The sequence below is a fragment of the Burkholderia ambifaria AMMD genome, assembly GCF_000203915.1.
Taxonomy (GTDB): Bacteria; Pseudomonadota; Gammaproteobacteria; order Burkholderiales; family Burkholderiaceae; genus Burkholderia; species Burkholderia ambifaria.
The window spans coordinates 2,193,913-2,211,167 of record NC_008390.1 but is presented as its reverse complement, the minus strand read 5'-3'; the positions used below and the strand labels follow the sequence as shown (position 1 = coordinate 2,211,167).

Genomic DNA, 17,255 nt, shown 5'->3' with positions numbered 1-17,255 from the left:
GCTTCGCCTTGACTTCGCGCTATGCGTCGTTCAGCACGCCCGGCAGCGGGCATTGATCAGCGCATCCTTAAATCTGGGGTGCTTGTTGATTTCGCCCTGATTCGCTGCACTGTGGCTGACGTCATCGAGTTAGCGCTGGACTACCTGGACTCGGAAGGCGGCGATCCACGTGCGCCCAAGCGCGTTGCGGCTGTCATCCATGCCTTGTTCCTGGCGCAGTATCCGCATAGCCTTCCCTTCGAGCAGTTCCAATACCTTTACATGGCACTGGACGCCTGCTTCAAGCTCGTCGTAGTCAAGGAGGCACAGAAGCTTTCTGTGCCACATGCGGGGCGCGTCCAGTGGATGTGCGAAAAATTCGATATGCCCGTACCCGATTGGGCCAAGAGCGACAAGGCGACTCCCTCGTCGCTATCCGTCATCCGAAACGACACCGTTCATGAAGCCTTGTTCTTCGATGGACCGCTGGGCTTTTCGATCTACGGTGGCAACCAGCCCGCAGCAGATCCGGGCAACACCACACTGCAAATGCAGGCGATGGTGTGCCGGTTGCTGGTGGCAGTTCTTGGAAATCCGGGAATCAGCTACGTGAAGACGCCCGTCGACACTCGGCAGCGACACGCGCTTGAACTACGGGGGTGAGTTCCGCAGCGGCGGCTTCGGGATAGCAGGGGGCGAGTCTTTCCTGAATCCCCGATCGCCCGCGATGAACGCCTCAAGCATGTGCGGGATCAGTGTCACGGCATCGACCGCCTCGCCATACGCCTGCGCGTGTACTGCGGCGTAGCGGTCGAGGTCGGCTTTCAGGCTGGCCGGGCAGGCAAAGGTCAGCTTCGTGGATTCCGTTTTCGGTAGCGGCCCGAGCCGCAGCTTGCGCGTCGTCATCGCGAAGTCCCTTTGTTGAAGAACAATGGCTGGTAGGGCCGCAGTACCAAGTCGCGGTTGGCGATGACGCGAACCGGTAGGCCCGGCCGCTCGGTCAGCGTCGGCTGGATGTTCATGTTGCGCCGGGTCAGCTCCTGGCCGACCTGGTTGATGCTGTCCTGCGCGCTGTCGCGCCCGGCGATGATGATGCGGTCGCCGTCCTGGCGGTTCTCGGGCGCGGCCAGCTCGGCGCCGACGCCCAGCAGCGTGGTCAGCGCCGCGCCGGCGAAGATGCGGCCCCAGTGGTAGTCCACGTCATCTTCCAGCCCGGCATAGCCAGCCGGGTCGGCTCCGACCAAGTTGTCGAGCGTCAGCGAAGACGTGTCGGGCAGGATGATCCGGTTCCAGACGACTTGAACGCGGCTTTGTCCGTAGCTGACCTGGCTGTTGTAGCGGCCCAGGATGCGTGAACCCTGCGGGATCAGCAGAAAGCGCCCGGTGGCCGTGTCATAGACCGGCTCCGTCACCGTGGCGATCACATCGCCCGGCAAATCCGACTTGATGCCCGTCACCAGCGCACCGGCGATGACCGTCCCGGCCATCACCTGATACGGCGAAGCCGGCAGGGCCAGGTTGCCGGAATTACGGGTTTCCGTGGTTCCGGCTTTCTGGAATGCCTCTTTCTGGTCTTGCCGGTTCTGTACCGCCGTCAGGTCGGCGGGCTGCGCCGCTGTGGAGGCTGGCCCGGCCGCCATCGGGTCGAACGCCGCATTGGCAGCGAAGCCCGGCGCGGCGGTAGCCTGCGACTGCGCCACCGGCGCGGCCTTCTGCGTGCCAGAGCGAAAGAACACCGATGAACCCGCGGCCGCTTCGGCTTCCTTGCGCAGCGCATCGTTCGGGTCGTTGCCAGGGGCCGCATAGGCGGCCGTCACCGGCTGCTGCGACTTGACGATGGCCGGGCCAAGATCGCCCGGCAGCGGCGGCCCCAGCTCGGGTACCGTGGGTGGCAAGGCCGACGGCAGCTTGGAGTAATCCGCCGGCAGCGCGTCCAATCCTTCGGACTTGGAGACGCGATCCACGTTGTAAAGCTCGGCCTGCTCGTTGGCCCCGCGCCGCTGTGGTTGCAGCGACCACATCAGCGCGCCGAGTACGGCGACCGACAGGCCGCCGGTGAGGATGGCCAGCGTGCGCCGATTCAGGCGCGTGACCGGGCGCGGCAGGGCGCGCAGCGCCACCGCCTCGGGCGCGATCTTGCCCGCCGCCTGCGGCGCGGCGAGGTCGGGAGTGTCGTCCTGGCTCATGGTCAGTTCCTCCGCGCCACGCCGTCTGTGCGCTCGATCCGCACCACGTCACTACCATCGCCGCCCAAGCGCAGTTCAGCCGCACCAAAGAGGCGATCCACGATGTAGTACGGCGAACGGAAACGGTAGTTGACGAGCTGACCATCACCCTGCGCGCCAATGACGAACAGCGGCGGCAGTTCGCCTTGGGCGATACCCGGCGGGAACTGGATATAGACTTTCTCGCCATCATCGAAGGCCCGCTGCGGCTTCCACGGCGGATTGCTGCCGCTGATCGCGTAGCGGAAGCGGATCTTCTCCAGTGCCAGGCCGGTATCGACCGGCGCGGCGGCGCTGGCCGCCTGCGATTGACGCTGCAAGGCCAGCATCCGGTCTTTTGGGTAGTCCCATGACGCCGACGCCATCCATGCCTTTTCCGTTGAGGTCAGTTCCAGCAAGTACGTCCGCCGGCTGGTGGTGATGACCAGATTGGTCTTCAGGCCCGAGCGGGTGGGCTTGACCAGCACATTGACGCGCAGCGCCTCGCCGCTGCCGCTGGACGTGTCGCCGACGATCCAGCGCACGGTATCGCCAGCGGCGACGGTGACAAGTTCCTCGCCGGGCTGGAGCGAAACCACGGTGACGCGCCCCGGCGCGGCATAGACCTGATACAACGCGCCGTCGCTATACGGCCACACCTGAATCGCGTTGACGTAGCCCTCGCGGGTCGGCGCGATGCGCGCCTCGGCATTGGCGCGCGAGACGCGCACCTTCTCGTCGGCCGGCTCGGGCACGGGCGCTGCCTCGCCCACCTCCGGCAGCGGCTTCAACTGCGCCGGCAGCGCCAGCGGCTCGGGCACGGCGACGACTTCGACCGGCTTGGGCAGTTCGGGCAACGGCTGGGCCTGCACCGGCTCATCGAGCGAGATGGACGGCGGCGGCTTGCCCTGCGAGGCGCAGCCCAGCAATGACGACGTGATGGCCGCGAACATCAGCACGAAAGCGTAAAAGCGGAAAGGCAAGTTCATGGCTTGGCTCCTTCGGAAGAATCCAGTTCGCGACTCCACGACAGGCCGTTGACGTAGATCCCCAGCGGGTTCTTGCGCAGGCGCTGTTCGGTACGCGGGGTTTGCAGGACGATGGAAAGCACGGCATTCCAGCGTTCGGTGCCAGCGGGTACGCCATTGACGAACCGCTGCTCCGTCCAGCGGACGTTGAACGAGGCATCGCTCGCGCGCGTGACGCTGGTGATCTGCACCGTCACCGACTCGCGGCCGACGCGGGCGAACGGATCGTTCTTGCTCGCGTAGTCGTTGAGCACGGCCGCGCCCTTGTCGGTGGTGTAGTCATAGGCATCGAGCCAGTTCTGCCGCACGACGATGGGGTCGATGGACAGCGAACGCACCAGCGTCACGAAGCGCGCCAGGTGATGCGCGATCTGCGCATCGGCGGGCCGGTACGGCGTAGCGGCTTCGCCCACGGTACGCACCTGGCCGGACTGATCGACTTCAATGACGTAGGGCGTCACGATGGACTGCGCCGAACGCCACACCAGGCCGCCGGCCATCAGCAAGGCCAGCACTAGGCAGCCAAAGGCCATCAGCCGCCAGTTCTTCGCCTGTACGCGGGCCGAGCCGATGCGCTCGTCCCACACTTGGGCGGCAGCTTGATATGGGGTGGCAGGCTGCGGCGTATCGGCATAGCGCACCTGCGGTCGTTTAAATCGCATGGTCAGTTCTCCTTGTGAATCGCTTTAGTCGTCGGAGCCGCGCAGGCTCGGGCCTTGCCCGGAGCCGCCGCCATCGCCACCGCGCAACGTGTGTGCGGCAGTGGTCGCGGCATGGGTGATCTGCTGGCGGCGGTGCATCCGCTTGGCCCAGGCGGGCTGCTCTTGCTTCTGCGAGCTGGCGGCGCTGTCTGTGGCTTCGCCTGCGGCCGCCTGACCGGAGCCAGCCGCACCGGACGCAGCGCCGCCACCGGCCTCTGTACCGTTCCATCCAGCACGGAAAGAGCCGGTCATCTTCTGCGCAGCGCCGGAAGCCCCGGATGCAGCGCTGCGCCCGAAAGACTGCGCGCCGGTCTTGGCGACATTGCTCGAGCCGGCCATTGCGCCCCTGGCGCCGCCGCCCGCAGCGGCGGAACCGGCCTGGAACGCCAAGCGTGCGCTGCCGGCCGCCGAGGTGGCGGCACGCGCACCGGCACCAGCCAGCTTGGCGGCAGCAGGCGCCATGCGTGCCCCGGCCACGACCGCACCGCCCAAGCCAGTCGCGGCGGCGCCGATGGCAACGGCCGTGCCGGCGGCACCAACGGCGGCACCCGCCATCGCGCCTGCGCCAAGCTGCGGCGCACCGGACACCAGACCCGTGGCGATGCCGGGGCCGAAGATGCCCAGCGCCAGCAACGCGAGCGAGGCCAGCATCACGACAAGGGCGTGGTCGATGGAAGGCTCGTCGGGATGAACCTGGAACTCCGCGAACAGGCCCGAGCCGATGCCGACGATGACGGCCAGCACCAAGACCTTGATGCCCGACGACACCACATTGCCGAGAACCTTTTCGGCGAGAAACGAGGTCTTGTTCCAAAGCGCGAACGGCACCAGCACGAAGCCCGCGAGCGTGGTCAGCTTGAACTCGATCAGCGTGATGAAAAGCTGGATCGCCAGCACGAAGAAACACAGGATGACGGTGAGCCAGGCGAGGAACATCACCACGATGGGGTCGATGTTCACGAAGACTTCGGGGAAGCCCGCCATGTCGCCGATCTGCTCCAGAATCGGTGCGCCCGCGTCGATACCGGTCTTGGCCAGCCGGCCCGGCTGAAGAAAGTTCTCCATCGTCATGGCCGAGCCGGTGGCCGTCAGGCCCAGGCCGGCGAACGAGCGGAAAACGATCCCGGCCAGCCAGTTGAAGTTGCCGATGATGTAGGCGAAGGCACCGACGTAGAGCACCTTGCGCAGCAGCTTGGCGATCACGTCCTCGCCCTGGCCGGTGGCGTGGCTCATGGCCCAATAAAGGCCGGCGATGGTCATGTCGATGACGATCAGCGTGGCTGTCAGGAACGCCACTTCGCCTTGCAGCAGCCCGAACCCGGAGTCGATGTAGCGCGAGAACGTATCGAGGAATCGGTCGATGATGGTCACGTCGTTCATGGCGCGTCCTCCAAGGCAGGCAAAGCCGCCGTCTCGTCGCGGTCGTCGGGTTCATCGAAGCTCGCTGGAATCGGCGGCAGCTCGGCTAGCGTCCGGTATTCATCCGGCCCGGCCTGGCCGGAGAAGAAGCGCCGCCGGAAGGCTTCGGCGGCGGCGCGGCAGTCGTCTTCGCCCACGGCCTGCCGGCCGTCCGCGCACTGCGCACGCAACGCCTTGAGCCGCACGGGATCGGCGGTCAAGGCGTCGACCAGGCTCTCGGCCGACTGCTGGCCGCAAGCGGTCAGCAGCACGGCCAGCAGCGAAACCGACAAGACGGGAGCGCATCGCATGGCCGCCTCCGTCAGTTGTTGTAGAAATTGATGGACTGCGGCGTGTACGGCGTGCCGCTGCGAAGGAAGCGCCGCCGCACTTCGCGGGCGCGCTCGGTGGCCGCCGCCTGCCGCGCCAGTTCCAGCGAGGCCGCGCGGTCTTGCGTGATCTGGAGTTGCTGGGACTGGATGGACTGCTTGGCCTGCAAGGCAAGAAGCTGGTTGGTCGCCTGCTGCGCCTGCAAGGCGCCGGTGGCGGACTGGCTCTGGCTGACCAGATCGGCCAGTGCGCTTTCGTCTTGTGCCAGGTTCTGCGACACCTGTGCCTGCATCCGCATCGCGGTATGCAGGCCATCGAGCGTGTTCTTCCAGCGTTCGCGGGCGTCCTGCGCCATGCGGTCGCCGCTGATGGTCGCGGCGTACTGCTCCGGGTACAGACGGGCGAACGTGGCATCCATGCTCTGCACGTCGTAGGCCAGTCCCTGCGCCTCGACGATCAGGCGTTCGGTGCTGGCGAGCGTGGAGCGCAGGCGGTTGACGATGTTGAAATCGAGATTCGCCAAGTTGCGCGCCTGGTTCATCAACATCTGCGCTTCGTTCTGAAGCTGATTGATCTGATTGTTGATCTGCTCAAGGGTGCGGATGGCGGTCAGCGTGTTCTGCACCAAGTTGACGGGATCAACGAAGGTCAGCGCCGCCGCCGGCTGAGCGAGCATCAGCGAGCCGGCCAGCGCGGCGGCGAGCGAAGCGGAAAGCACACGGATCTTCATGGCGAAACCTCCAGTGGTTGGGAGTTGAGGAACGAAGCGGCCGCCGGTGAGGACGGCAACAGGTCGGAGGCCCAGTCGAGGCCGCGATGGCGCAGCCACGCACCGGCGAAGCCGGGAGCGCCGGCCTGCGTCAGCACGCGATCCATGTCGCGTTGGTCTTGCGGAGTAGATGCACCCGCGAAGGCGAGTGCGGCTGGACCCAGATCAAGGTCGAACAGGCGATTGCCGAGGCGCGATTGGTAGTAGTAGTCGCGCTTGGGCTGGGCGGTAGCGACGATTTCGATTTGCCGGCTGTTGAGGCCGAAGCCCTCGTAGATCGTGCGAATCTGCGGCTCGGTGGCCTGCGGATTGGGGAGAAAAATCCGACTCGGGCAGCTCTCGATGATCGCGGGCGCAATGCTCGAATCCTTGATATCGGCGAGCGACTGCGTGGCGAAGATCACCGACACGTTTTTCTTGCGCAGCGTCTTCAACCATTGGCGAATGCGCGCGGCGAAAGACGGCTCATCGAGGAACAGCCACGCCTCATCCAGAATCAGCAGCGTGGGCGCACCGTCGAAACGCTCATCGAAGCGGGCGAACAGGTAGCGCAGCACCGCTTGCACGGCGGCGGGGCTGTGCATCAGTTCTTCCATCTCGAAGCCCTGTACGTCACCGAAGCCGAGACGATCGGTGTCCGCGTCCAGTAGCTTGCCGTGCGCGCCACCGAGCACATAAGGCGCGAGTGCCTGCCGTAGCGCGTTCGATTGCAGCAGTACTGATAACCCGGTCAACGTGCGTTGCTCGACCGGCGCACCGGTCAAGCTGCCCAGCGCCGACCAGATGACCGCCTTCTCGTCCGGGCCGACCGTCACGCCCTCATGCAGCAGGCGGCCTTCCACCCATTCCCCCGCCCAGGAGCGATAGCTTTCCCGGTCGATACGCGCGAGCGGCTGGAAGGCAATGCCGCCATCGGCACCCAGGTCGTAGTGCTCGCCGCCCAGGCCCAGGATGGTGGCGCGCATCGAGCGGCCCATATCGAAAGCGAACACGCGAGAGCCGCGATAGCGGCGGAATTGCTGCACCAGAATGGCAAGCAACACCGACTTGCCCATGCCGGTCGGCCCGGCGACCAGCGTGTGGCCGACGTCGCCGATGTGTGTCACCAGCCGGAACGGCGTCGCACCATCGGTGCGGGTGACGATCAGCGGCGGGCCGTCGAGGTGGTCGTTCTTCTCCGGCCCGGCCCACACCGCAGACAGCGGCATCATGTGCGCCAAGTTCAGCGTCGAGACGATGGGCTGGCGGACATTCGCGTAGGCATTGCCGGGGATGGACGACAGCCACGCATCCACGACATTCAACGTCTCGGGGATGGTCACGAAACCCCGGCCCTGGATGACGCGCTCCACCATGCGCAGCTTTTCGTCGGCCGCGGCTGAATCGGCATCGAGCACCGTCACCGTGGCAGTGAAGTAACCGAAGGCGACCTGATCGCCACCCAGCTCCTGCATCGCGGCATCCGCGTCGGCCGCCTTGTTGCTCGCGTCGGTATCGACCAGCGGGCTTTCCTGCTGGAAGATGGTTTCGCGCAGCAGCGCGACGACGTTCTTGCGCTTGGCAAACCACTGGCGGCGCAGGCGGCCGAGTTCCTTTTCTGCTTCGGCTTTGTCCAGGCAGAGAAAGCGCGTGCTCCAGCGATAGGCAAAGCCCAGGCGGTTGAGGTCGTCCAGCAGGCCCGGCCAGGTCGAGGTCGGAAAGCCCCGCACCGACACCACGCGCAGGTGCTGGTCGCCCAGCGTGGGCGCCAGGCCGCCGACCAGCGCGGAGTCGGCCAGCAGCGCGTCGATATGGAACGGCACTTCAGGTACGCCCACGCGGTAGCGCCGCGTGGACACCGTGGCGTGCAGGTAGGTCAGCGTCTGGGCGTCATCGAGCCGGGCGATCTCCGGCATCACGCCATCGAGCAAGTCGAAAACACGATCGGTTTCCGCCACGAAGGCATCGAGCCGGCCATGCCAATCCACGCCATCGCCGGGCGCGTTCTCGTAGAGCAGCTTGGCCGCGCGGGCGCGTGATTCCTCGGGCGGCAGGTGCGCCAGCGTCAGGTGATAGCCGCTCTCGAAGTGATGCCCCGATTCCTCGAAGGCGGCGCGGCGTTCCTCGTCCACGAGCCAGGACAGCGGCTCGGGGAAATCGGAATGCGGGTAGTCCGCCGCCGGGCGGCGTTCGGCCTCAATGAACAGGGCCCAGCCCGAACCCAGGCGGCGAAGCGCGTTGTTGAGACGCGCCGATGTGGCGATCAGTTCGCCTTGCGTGGCGCTGTCCAGATCAGGCCCGCGAAAGCGCGCTGTACGCTGGAAACTGCCATCCTTGTTCAGCACCACGCCCGGCGCGATCAAGCCGGCCCACGGAAGCCAGTCGGCGAGCAAGGCCGGGCGCTGGCGGTATTCGGCAAGGTTCAGCATGGCGGCGTCCCCCTACACGTCCAGCAGCGGCTTGTGCTTGATGTGCCGGGCGAAGACCTGCATGAACTGCGGATCGACGCGCGCGCCCCACACCGCCAGCGAATGGCCGACGATCCACAGCACCACACCGGGAATCCACAATTGCAGGCCCAGCCCGACGGCGGCGGCCAGCGTGCCGTTGGCAATCGCCACGGTGCGCGGCGCACCGCCCAGCAGGATCGGCTCGGTCAGTGAGCGATGCAGCGGGATCTCGAAACCGGACGCGAAGGCCGGCGCTCCTTCGTTGGCGGCGGTCATACGACGGCCCCGCCGGAGAAGCTGAAGAACGACAGGAAGAAGCTCGAAGCTGCGAACGCGATGGACAGGCCGAAGACGATCTGGATCAGCTTGCGGAAGCCGCCGCTGGTATCGCCGAAGGCCAGCGCCAGGCCGGTGGAAATAATGATGATGACCGCGACGATGCGTGCCACCGGCCCCTGGATGGATTCGAGGATGGAGGTTAGTGGCCCTTCCCAGGGCATCGAGGAACCGGCGGCCTGCGCGGTGCCAGCCGTCATCAGCATGACGGCGGCCAGCATCAGGCCGTGCTGCGCCGGCGCGGCCAGGCGACGCAGGCGTGCGAAGGCCGAAGCCGGATTTACGGAAATGCGGAAAGCATGAATGTGCATCTGCGTCATGGCAGTTCTCCAGAGGGTTCAGGGGACGGGGAAGGAACTGGCGGCAGCTCGGGAAACGGCATTTCCAGCGCATCCGCCATGCGATAGCCCGCGCCGTCGAAACCGACGACGCGTGCGATGCTTTCGACGTGGCGCTTGCGGCCACGCCCGGCGATGTGGATGACGACGTTGATGGCCTCGGCGATCAACGCGCGCGGCGGATTCACCGCCACTTCGAGAATCAGTTGCTCCAGGCGCAGCAGCGCGCCCAAGGCGGAACCGGCGTGAATCGTGGCGATGCCGCCGGGGTGGCCGGTGCCCCACACCTTGATGAGATCAAGCGCCTCGCCGCCGCGCACCTCGCCGACGATCACGCGGTCGGGGCGCAGGCGCATCGTGGCGCGCACCAGCTCCTGCATCGACACCACGCCCGCGCGCGTGCGCAGCGGCACATGGTCGCGGGCGGCGCATTGCAGCTCGATGGTGTCTTCGAGCACCAGCACGCGGTCACCGGTGGCGGCGATCTCGGCCAGCAGCGCGTTGGCGAGCGTGGTCTTGCCGGTACTGGTGCCGCCGGCGATCAGGATGTTCTGGCGCTCGCGCACGGCGCGGCGCAGGAAGTCGGCCTGGCCGGCAGTCAGGATGCCGTCGGCGACGTAGCGATCCAGGCCGATGATGCTCACGGCGCGCTTGCGCAGCGCGAAGGCCGGGCCGGGTGCGGCCGGGGGCAGGATGCCCTCGAACCGCTCGCCGGTTTCGGGCAGCTCGGCGGTCAGCAATGGTCGGCCGCGATGCACCTCTGCACCGACGTGGGCGGCCACCAGGCGAATGATGCGTTCGCCATCGGCCTCGGGCAGTTCGACGCCCAGCGGCGCACGGCCCGACGACAGCCGATCGACCCATAGGCTGCGGTCGGGGTTGAGCATGATTTCCACCACGTCCGGGTCTTCGAGCGCGGCGGCGATCAGCGGCCCCATTGCCGTGCGCAGCATCTGGATGCGGCGATTCTGTGAAGTGGTGGCCGACGAGCGTGGTTCTGGCGGGATCTGTGGAACGGCGCTCATGAGGCACGCTCCGCAGCACGTTCATGGGCTTCGGCCACCGCCGCCGCGTCATCCATCCGCATCGGGTCCGGGTGCAGTTCTTCCACCACGTCGCGCACCAGACTGCGGCCGCGCAGCAGGTGCCTGCCGAGCTGTTCGATGAACTGCTCGAAACGCGCCTTGCCCTGGGCACGGGCTGCGTCCTGATGCGCCTCGGGAACCGGCGTGCTGACAGTCAGGAAGTAGCGGATGAACAGCGCCAGCGTTTCGATCTGGATGTTCTGGTCGCGCTCCAGTCGTTCGGTCTGCCGCGACAGGCGATCCAGTCGCTTGGCGATGGCGGCCTCGCGCTGGTCGCCCGCGTCCGGCGACAGCCAGGACGCCAGCGCTGCCGCGACGATGGACGACTTGGACACGCCTTTCTTGGCGGCCAGTTCTTCCAGCCGCTTGGCGTGCTCGTGTTGGATGAACAGGTTGAGGCGGTATTGGCTCATAAGTCGATTCCGTCGTTGGGGTCGAGGGAGGCCAGCCGCGCCGTGCGCTGCATGGCCAGGTCAAGCTGGCCGGGAAGCGGCAGCGGCAAGTCGTCGTCGTCATCGAGCAGCGCCAGGTCATCGGGCGGATCCAGCTCGGGGTCGTAAGCGACGGATTCGGAGAGTTCGGGTTGGCGGCGCGGACCGCCGTCATCGGTGCCGCCCAGGTCATCGGCGGATGCCGTGGCCGATGCGGCGGGCACGGCCGGAATCGCCAGGCCGCTCCAGTCGTCGGCGCGGGTCGGTGGCACGTCGGCGTACCGCCCGGCCGCAAGCGCAGGCGGTGGTAGTACCCGCTGTTTGAAATTGGTGTCGGCGTAGTAGCGCAGCTTCTTGGCCTTGATCGGCGCCACGCTGGACACCATCACCACGGATTCATCGGGCGGGAGCTGCATCACTTCGCCAGGGGTGAGCAGCGGGCGGGCCGTCTCCTGCCGCGACACCATGAGATGCCCGAGCCACGGCGCGAGCCGGTGGCCGGCGTAGTTGCGCTGCGCGCGCAGTTCGGTCGCCGTACCCAAGGTCTCTGAAATGCGTTTGGCCGTGCGTTCATCGTTCGTGGCGAACGTCACCCGGACATGGCAGTTGTCCAGAATCGAATGGTTCTGGCCGTAGGCTTTGTCGATCTGGTTGAGCGACTGTGCGATGAGGAAGCTGCGGATGCCGTAGCCGGCCATGAAGGCAAGCGCCGTCTCGAAGAAGTCGAGCCGGCCCAGCGCCGGAAACTCATCGAGCATCAGCAACAGCTTGTGGCGGCGTTCGATGCCGTCTCTGCCATCGAGCGATTCGGTGAGGCGTCGCCCGATCTGGTTCAAGATGAGCCGGATCAACGGCTTGGTGCGGCTGATGTCCGAAGGCGGCACCACCAGGTACAGCGACACGGGTGACTCGGACGCGATCAGGTCGGCGATGCGCCAGTCGCAGCGTGAGGTGACCTCGGCCACCGTGGGGTCGCGGTACAAGCCCAAGAAGCTCATCGCAGTCGAGAGCACGCCCGACCGCTCGTTGTCCGACTTGTTGAGCACTTCACGCGCGGCGGACGCGACAACCGTGTGCGGTGCATCGCCCAGGTGCTTCGTCGTCATCATCCGATGCAGCGTCAGCTCGAACGGGCACGCAGGATCGGAGAGGAAGTTGGCGACGCCGCGCAGCGTCTTGTCTTCGCCGGCGTAGAGCACATGCAGGATGGCGCCGACCAGCAGCGCATGGCTGGTCTTCTCCCAGTGATTGCGCTTCTCCAGCGCCCCTTCGGGATCGACAAGGATGTCCGCGATGTTCTGTACGTCGCGCACTTCATGAGCGCCTCGCCGTACCTCCAGCAGCGGGTTGTACGCGGCTGACTTCGCATCGGTGGGGTTGAACAGCAGGCAATGCGAGAAGCGCGAACGCCAGCCGGCGGTGATCTGCCAGTTCTCGCCCTTGATGTCGTGGATGACGGCCGAGGCAGGCCATGACAGCAGCGTCGGCACCACCAGGCCCACGCCTTTGCCAGAGCGCGTGGGCGCGAAGGTCAGGACGTGTTCCGGGCCTTCATGGCGCAGGTACTGTCCGTCATGGAGGCCGAGAAGGACGCCGGCAGGCTGCATCAACCCGGCTTTGCGAATGTCGGCGGTGTTGGCCCAACGTGCTGAGCCATAGGTCGTGACCAGGCGCGATTGCCGCGAGCGCCACACCGACATGGCGATGGCGACCACCACGGCCACCAGGCCGCTGCCGCCCGCAATGGCGCCGCCTATATCGAAGACGTGCGGCGCGTAGGCATCGAAGAAGAACCACCACTCGAACAGCCGCCAGGGGTGATAGACCGGCATTCCGAAGAAATCGAACCAGGGCGAGCCAAGGCGTAGTTGGTAGGCCAGAGCGGCGGCTGTCCATTGCGTTGCACTCCACACACCGGCGATCACGATGCTGAAAACAACCGCGATCTGCCCGAACAACACGCCCTGAGCTTGCATTGACTGGCCTCCGATTTCCTCTGCGCTGATTCCTCGTTCACACGCGGCACAAGGACGTGCCGCATGACGCGAGAATCGGTGCAGGGTCGGTGCCGGTCAAAGACCGTTATCGGGAGAAAGGTCTAGAAAAAAGGAAGAATTCGCGCAGCGTCGAGCCAAAGAAAAACGCCGCAAGCGAAGGCGCATTGCGGCGTGTATAGCGAGAAAACAGAATATTTTTTGGAATCGCCCGCGATCAGAACTTAGGCTGTTCCTTCGGCGGCGTATACGGGGTCTTTCCATCGCCGTAGAACCGCTTGCGCGTAGCCTCGGCAACTCGATTGCACAGCACGTCGCCAAGCCTGGCGCGATCAGTCTTGCACTGCTGGCGCAGCTCCTTCAGCAGTGCCGGATCGGCGGCCAGTTCCTCCACGGTCGACACCTCGGCCTGCTTGGGCGTTTCCGATTGGCCGCAAGCGGTTAATGCCACGGCCAGCAGGAACGGAATGGAGTTTCTCATCATGCGGGTTCCTCCAGAGAGTCGGCATCAAGACCCGGCGTGGGCCTGCTACCTTCGGGTGATTCGATGGCCTGCACACGGTCGATGAAGCGGGCGAGCATTTCCGAAGGCTCGCCTTCCGGACGCAGCAAGTAGGTCGTCAGCAACGGTGAGCGGCCTGTCAGTGGCCGTGCCACTACGCCAGGTTCCTGGCTGGCCAAGATGTGCGCGCAGCCCGTCAGCCCCAGAGCGATGCCTGCGGACACCAGCGCCATCATCAGGTCGCAGGACGCCACCCGTTCAGCCACCAGCGGTTCCATGTCCACACGGCGCAGCACACGATCCACCTGCCGGGCATGGCCCTCGCACGCTTGCGGATCGCACAGCACCAGGGGATAGCGCAGCAATTCTTCCAAAGGGATGCGCTTGTGGGCCAGCAGGGGATGCCGTGCCGGCACGGCCACCATCAGAGGATCACTCCATACCGGCTCGGCAATGAGGCCATCGCCGACTTCATCGGCGCGGGCGAAGCCTACGTCGTACAGATCGCCGTACAGCCCTTTGATCTGTTGCGCCAGCGGCACCTCAAAGAAACGGATTTCGACTTCGGGCTCCTCCTGCCGACAGAGCGCCAGCAAAGCCGGCAGACGTGAGGGCGTCATGCCGTCGGACAGCGCAACGCGCAATTGGCTGTGGAAGCCGTTGGCCGCTGCCTTCACGCTGTCGCGGGCCTGCTGCAAGGCAGAGAAGACGCGCGGCACATGCTCTAAAAACAGCTTGCCCGCACGGGTCAACCGAGTGCTGCGCGTAGTTCGCGCAAACAGCACCACGCCCAGTTCTTCTTCCAGTTCCTTGATGGCCCGCGATAAAGGCGATTGCTCGACATGCAATTTCTCCGCCGCACGGGCGAAATGCAGCTCTTCGGCGACGGCAAGGAAGCAACGCAGGTGCCGAAGTTCCATGCGTCACCTCACAGTTGCCCATTCAAATGGCGCCAAAGGAATGGCCCCGTTACAGATTCCGGGGCGCTGATCATTGCCGTAGGCAAACCCTCGAAGATGACTTTTCCGCCTTTCTTGCCTGCGCCTGGGCCCATCTCGATCAACCAGTCAGCATGGGCCATGACATCCAGGTTGTGTTCGACCACGATGACGGTGGCACCCCGCTGCGTGAGGTCATCAAGGATGGCAAGCAACCGATCAACATCGGACATATGCAGACCAGACGTCGGCTCGTCAAGAACATACAAGCTGCTTACTTCAGCCAATCGGGATGCCAGTTTCAGACGTTGGCGCTCACCGCCTGACAGAGTGTTTAGTCGCTGTCCCAACGCTAGATAGCCCAATCCGACATTGGAGAGTCGGTGCAATGGCTCAACGATGTCTTGGCAGGATTGGAAATGCCGCAGCGCCTGTTCCGCAGAGAATGCGAGCACTTGGGCAATATTGCAGCCCATCCAGGTAATCGCCCGTGCCGCCTCGTTGAATCCTGTAGTACTGCAGGCATCACAAGGCGTTTCCACGCTGTCCATGAAAGCCAAGTCGGTCTGGACTAAGCCCAGCCCTTTGCAGGCTGGGCAAGCCCCCTGGGCGTTATTGCTGAACAAGCTGGCGGGCTGGTCGCTGGCTTGCGCGAAGCCTGAGCGAATCTTGTCAAGCACACCGATATAGCTTGAGACAGACGAGCGCCGCGTTCCTCCCAAACCTCTCTGATCGATCAGGATGGCATCCGGGCAATGGCGGAGCAGTAGGCGGTTGACAAGCGTGCTCTTGCCGGAGCCAGCGACACCCGTCACTACCGTCAGAACACCGGTAGGTATGGATACGCTGACATCTCGCAGGTTGTGCAGCGAAAGGCGTTGCAAGGCGATCTGTCCCGTAGCAGAGCGCGGCTCGCGTTTCATCGGCGCAACCCGTTGCAGGCAACGCCCCGTCAGGGTATCGGCCTGCTGCAAACCTGCGTAATCGCCTTGGTACACCACATGGCCGCCATCCTTCCCGGCGCCCGGCCCCATATCCACCACATGATCGGCAATGGCGATGACATCTGGATCGTGCTCCACCACCAGGACTGTATTACCTTTGTCACGCAGGCTACGCAACAACGTGTTGAGTTGGTGAACATCGCTTGGATGCAGTCCAACGCTGGGTTCATCGAAGATGTAGGCGATGTCGGCCAGACTGCTGCCAAGATGGCGAACCATCTTCACGCGCTGGGACTCGCCGCCCGATAGGCTCGCGGTTTCACGGCCCAGACTGAGATAGTCCAGGCCGATAGCGCGCATCTGCTCCAGCCTCTCAACAATGGCTGTCAGCACCGTAGCGATGGCTTCCGAATCTATCGTCCGGATGAAGATCAGCAGATCGGATATCTCCAGACTGGTGCAGTCCGCGATGGATTTTCCCTTAATCTTGCAAGAGAGGATGGTCGGATTGAGGCGGGTGCCACCACAAGCTTGGCACCGTTGGCGAGTGATGACATGAGCGAGCCCTTCACGTTCTGCCTGGGTCAGGCGACTGGGCTCATGATCCAGATAGGCTCGACGAAAGCGCGGAACGACGCCCTGAAATCGCGCCGATGATGGCCATCCGGGCAGCGGATTGCTCACGGCAAGATCGTCTGCATACAGCAAAATTTGCCATTCGTCCGAGGTGTAGTCGGCGAGTGGTTTGTCGCAATCAAACAAGCCTGAGTAAGCGTAGCGCTTCCAGCGGAATGTGCCGCGGGCGAACGTAGGAAACCGGATTGCTCCTTGGTTCAGGGACCTGTTGCGGTCGAACAGGAGATCGAGGTCAAGCTCGTCGACCATGCCCAGCCCCTGGCAGGTCGGGCACATCCCCTGCGGGTGATTGAACGAAAACACATTGGAATAGCCCACGAATGGCTCGCCCAGGCGCGAGAATAATAGCCGCAGCAAAGGTTGTATGTCGGTGGCCGTCCCCACTGTCGAGCGCGCATTGCCGCCCAGCGGCTTCTGATCAACCACGATGGATGCGGGCAAATTGCGCAAGGCATCGGCCTGCGGTTGGCCGTAGTGCGGCAGACGATGTCGCACGAACGCACTGTGGCTTTCGTTGAGCTGACGCTGGGATTCAGCCGCGATCGTGTCAAACACCAATGAGGACTTTCCTGAGCCGGACACACCGGTGAACACTGTGATGCAGTGCTTGGGAACCTTCACGGTAACGCTGCGTAGGTTGTTGTTGCGCGCGCCGATGATCTCCATGTCCTGGTACGGGGTGTGTACGGGGCTCATGCGCGTGTCCCCTGTTCGGAGGCATGGGAGGTCAATGCAGCGCTGGCTTTCTCGCAAAGCTCCGTGAACATGGCCTGCTCACCAGGCGTCAGTGCCGCCATGACGCACTGTGCAGCGTCACGCCTGCCCGTGGCGGCACGCACGAGGAAATCGCGTCCTTGCCGCGTCAGCGTGGTGACCTGCTCGCGACGATCCCCGTCTCCCTGCATTTGCTCCACCAGATTGAGATCCTTGAGCACACGCAAAGACTTGGATATGCCGGTACGAGCTGAACCCAGCTTGTCGCCCAGCAGCGAAGGTGTCATGGGGCCTTGCAGGCGCAGAAGTTCAAGAATGTCGTACTGAGCCCAACTGACAGCCTCGGGCGTATAGCGGGTGCGGCGCGCAACAAGAATACATTGGAGATGCGAGAGCGCGTTCTCCAAAACGCCAGGGTCTTCGTTGGCTGGAATAGTGGTCATGAAATTCCTACAAGTTTCTCAAATACAACTTGATACGAGTGAAGTCACGGCGATTG

General features: G+C 64.6%; 18 protein-coding genes. 1 reads left to right on the top strand and 17 read right to left on the bottom strand.

All coding sequences use genetic code 11. The features are described 5' to 3' along the window. Window positions 1–21 precede the first annotated feature (21 nt). Window positions 22–642 carry a hypothetical protein gene (locus tag BAMB_RS10150; RefSeq protein ID WP_011657256.1) on the top strand — a complete coding sequence of 207 codons (621 nt, stop codon included), beginning with the start codon at window positions 22–24 and terminating at the stop codon, window positions 640–642. Here the strand turns inward: BAMB_RS10150 and BAMB_RS10145 are convergent. The 17 genes from BAMB_RS10145 to BAMB_RS10065 form a co-directional block, all read right to left on the bottom strand. Continuing rightward, window positions 631–885, bottom strand: coding sequence for a DUF2274 domain-containing protein (locus BAMB_RS10145; protein ID WP_011657255.1), 255 nt, complete (start codon window positions 883–885; stop codon window positions 631–633). The genes BAMB_RS10150 and BAMB_RS10145 overlap by 12 nt on opposite strands. Continuing rightward, window positions 882–2,165, bottom strand: a complete 1,284-nt coding sequence (locus tag BAMB_RS10140) for a TraB/TrbI/VirB10 family type IV secretion system protein (protein WP_011657254.1) — start codon at window positions 2,163–2,165, stop codon at window positions 882–884. Before BAMB_RS10140 ends, BAMB_RS10145 begins: the two co-directional genes overlap by 4 nt. A gap of 2 nt (window positions 2,166–2,167) precedes the next feature. After that, complete coding sequence (gene trbG, locus BAMB_RS10135; protein WP_011657253.1) at window positions 2,168–3,172, bottom strand: P-type conjugative transfer protein TrbG; 1,005 nt, start codon at window positions 3,170–3,172, stop codon at window positions 2,168–2,170. Further along, complete coding sequence (gene trbF, locus BAMB_RS10130) at window positions 3,169–3,873, bottom strand: conjugal transfer protein TrbF (protein WP_011657252.1); 705 nt, start codon at window positions 3,871–3,873, stop codon at window positions 3,169–3,171. Before trbF ends, trbG begins: the two co-directional genes overlap by 4 nt. A 24-nt stretch (window positions 3,874–3,897) precedes the next feature. Continuing rightward, window positions 3,898–5,292 (bottom strand): P-type conjugative transfer protein TrbL, encoded by a 1,395-nt coding sequence (gene trbL, locus BAMB_RS10125; protein ID WP_011657251.1) that lies wholly within the window; start codon window positions 5,290–5,292, stop codon window positions 3,898–3,900. Beyond that, window positions 5,289–5,621 carry an EexN family lipoprotein gene (locus tag BAMB_RS10120; RefSeq protein WP_011657250.1) on the bottom strand — a complete coding sequence of 111 codons (333 nt, stop codon included), beginning with the start codon at window positions 5,619–5,621 and terminating at the stop codon, window positions 5,289–5,291. Before BAMB_RS10120 ends, trbL begins: the two co-directional genes overlap by 4 nt. An 11-nt stretch (window positions 5,622–5,632) precedes the next feature. Next, a complete protein-coding gene (trbJ, locus tag BAMB_RS10115) occupies window positions 5,633–6,370 on the bottom strand; it encodes a P-type conjugative transfer protein TrbJ (protein WP_011657249.1) in 738 nt (245 codons plus the stop codon). Beyond that, on the bottom strand, window positions 6,367–8,817 hold the full coding sequence (gene trbE / locus BAMB_RS10110; protein WP_011657248.1) for a conjugal transfer protein TrbE: 2,451 nt from the start codon (window positions 8,815–8,817) through the stop codon (window positions 6,367–6,369). The genes trbJ and trbE overlap by 4 nt, the downstream gene beginning before the upstream one ends. A 12-nt stretch (window positions 8,818–8,829) precedes the next feature. Continuing rightward, window positions 8,830–9,114 (bottom strand): VirB3 family type IV secretion system protein, encoded by a 285-nt coding sequence (locus BAMB_RS10105; protein WP_011657247.1) that lies wholly within the window; start codon window positions 9,112–9,114, stop codon window positions 8,830–8,832. Continuing rightward, on the bottom strand, window positions 9,111–9,494 hold the full coding sequence (locus tag BAMB_RS10100; RefSeq protein ID WP_011657246.1) for a TrbC/VirB2 family type IV secretion system protein: 384 nt from the start codon (window positions 9,492–9,494) through the stop codon (window positions 9,111–9,113). Before BAMB_RS10100 ends, BAMB_RS10105 begins: the two co-directional genes overlap by 4 nt. Further along, window positions 9,491–10,537, bottom strand: coding sequence for a P-type conjugative transfer ATPase TrbB (trbB, locus tag BAMB_RS10095; protein WP_011657245.1), 1,047 nt, complete (start codon window positions 10,535–10,537; stop codon window positions 9,491–9,493). The genes BAMB_RS10100 and trbB overlap by 4 nt, the downstream gene beginning before the upstream one ends. Then, window positions 10,534–11,010: a CopG family transcriptional regulator gene (locus BAMB_RS10090; protein ID WP_011657244.1), complete on the bottom strand. Its 477-nt coding sequence runs from the start codon at window positions 11,008–11,010 to the stop codon at window positions 10,534–10,536. The genes trbB and BAMB_RS10090 overlap by 4 nt, the downstream gene beginning before the upstream one ends. After that, the gene (locus tag BAMB_RS10085) at window positions 11,007–13,004 is read right to left on the bottom strand and encodes a conjugal transfer protein TraG (protein ID WP_011657243.1); all 1,998 of its coding nucleotides are present in this window, start codon (window positions 13,002–13,004) and stop codon (window positions 11,007–11,009) included. The genes BAMB_RS10090 and BAMB_RS10085 overlap by 4 nt, the downstream gene beginning before the upstream one ends. A gap of 235 nt (window positions 13,005–13,239) precedes the next feature. Next, the gene (locus tag BAMB_RS10080) at window positions 13,240–13,503 is read right to left on the bottom strand and encodes an EexN family lipoprotein (RefSeq protein ID WP_041491375.1); all 264 of its coding nucleotides are present in this window, start codon (window positions 13,501–13,503) and stop codon (window positions 13,240–13,242) included. After that, window positions 13,503–14,444 (bottom strand): LysR family transcriptional regulator, encoded by a 942-nt coding sequence (locus tag BAMB_RS10075; RefSeq protein ID WP_011657241.1) that lies wholly within the window; start codon window positions 14,442–14,444, stop codon window positions 13,503–13,505. The genes BAMB_RS10080 and BAMB_RS10075 overlap by 1 nt, the downstream gene beginning before the upstream one ends. A gap of 8 nt (window positions 14,445–14,452) precedes the next feature. Further along, the gene (locus BAMB_RS10070) at window positions 14,453–16,738 is read right to left on the bottom strand and encodes an ATP-binding cassette domain-containing protein (protein WP_011657240.1); all 2,286 of its coding nucleotides are present in this window, start codon (window positions 16,736–16,738) and stop codon (window positions 14,453–14,455) included. Then, window positions 16,735–17,199, bottom strand: coding sequence for a MarR family winged helix-turn-helix transcriptional regulator (locus BAMB_RS10065; protein ID WP_011657239.1), 465 nt, complete (start codon window positions 17,197–17,199; stop codon window positions 16,735–16,737). The genes BAMB_RS10070 and BAMB_RS10065 overlap by 4 nt, the downstream gene beginning before the upstream one ends. Between the last annotated feature and the right edge of the window lie 56 nt (window positions 17,200–17,255).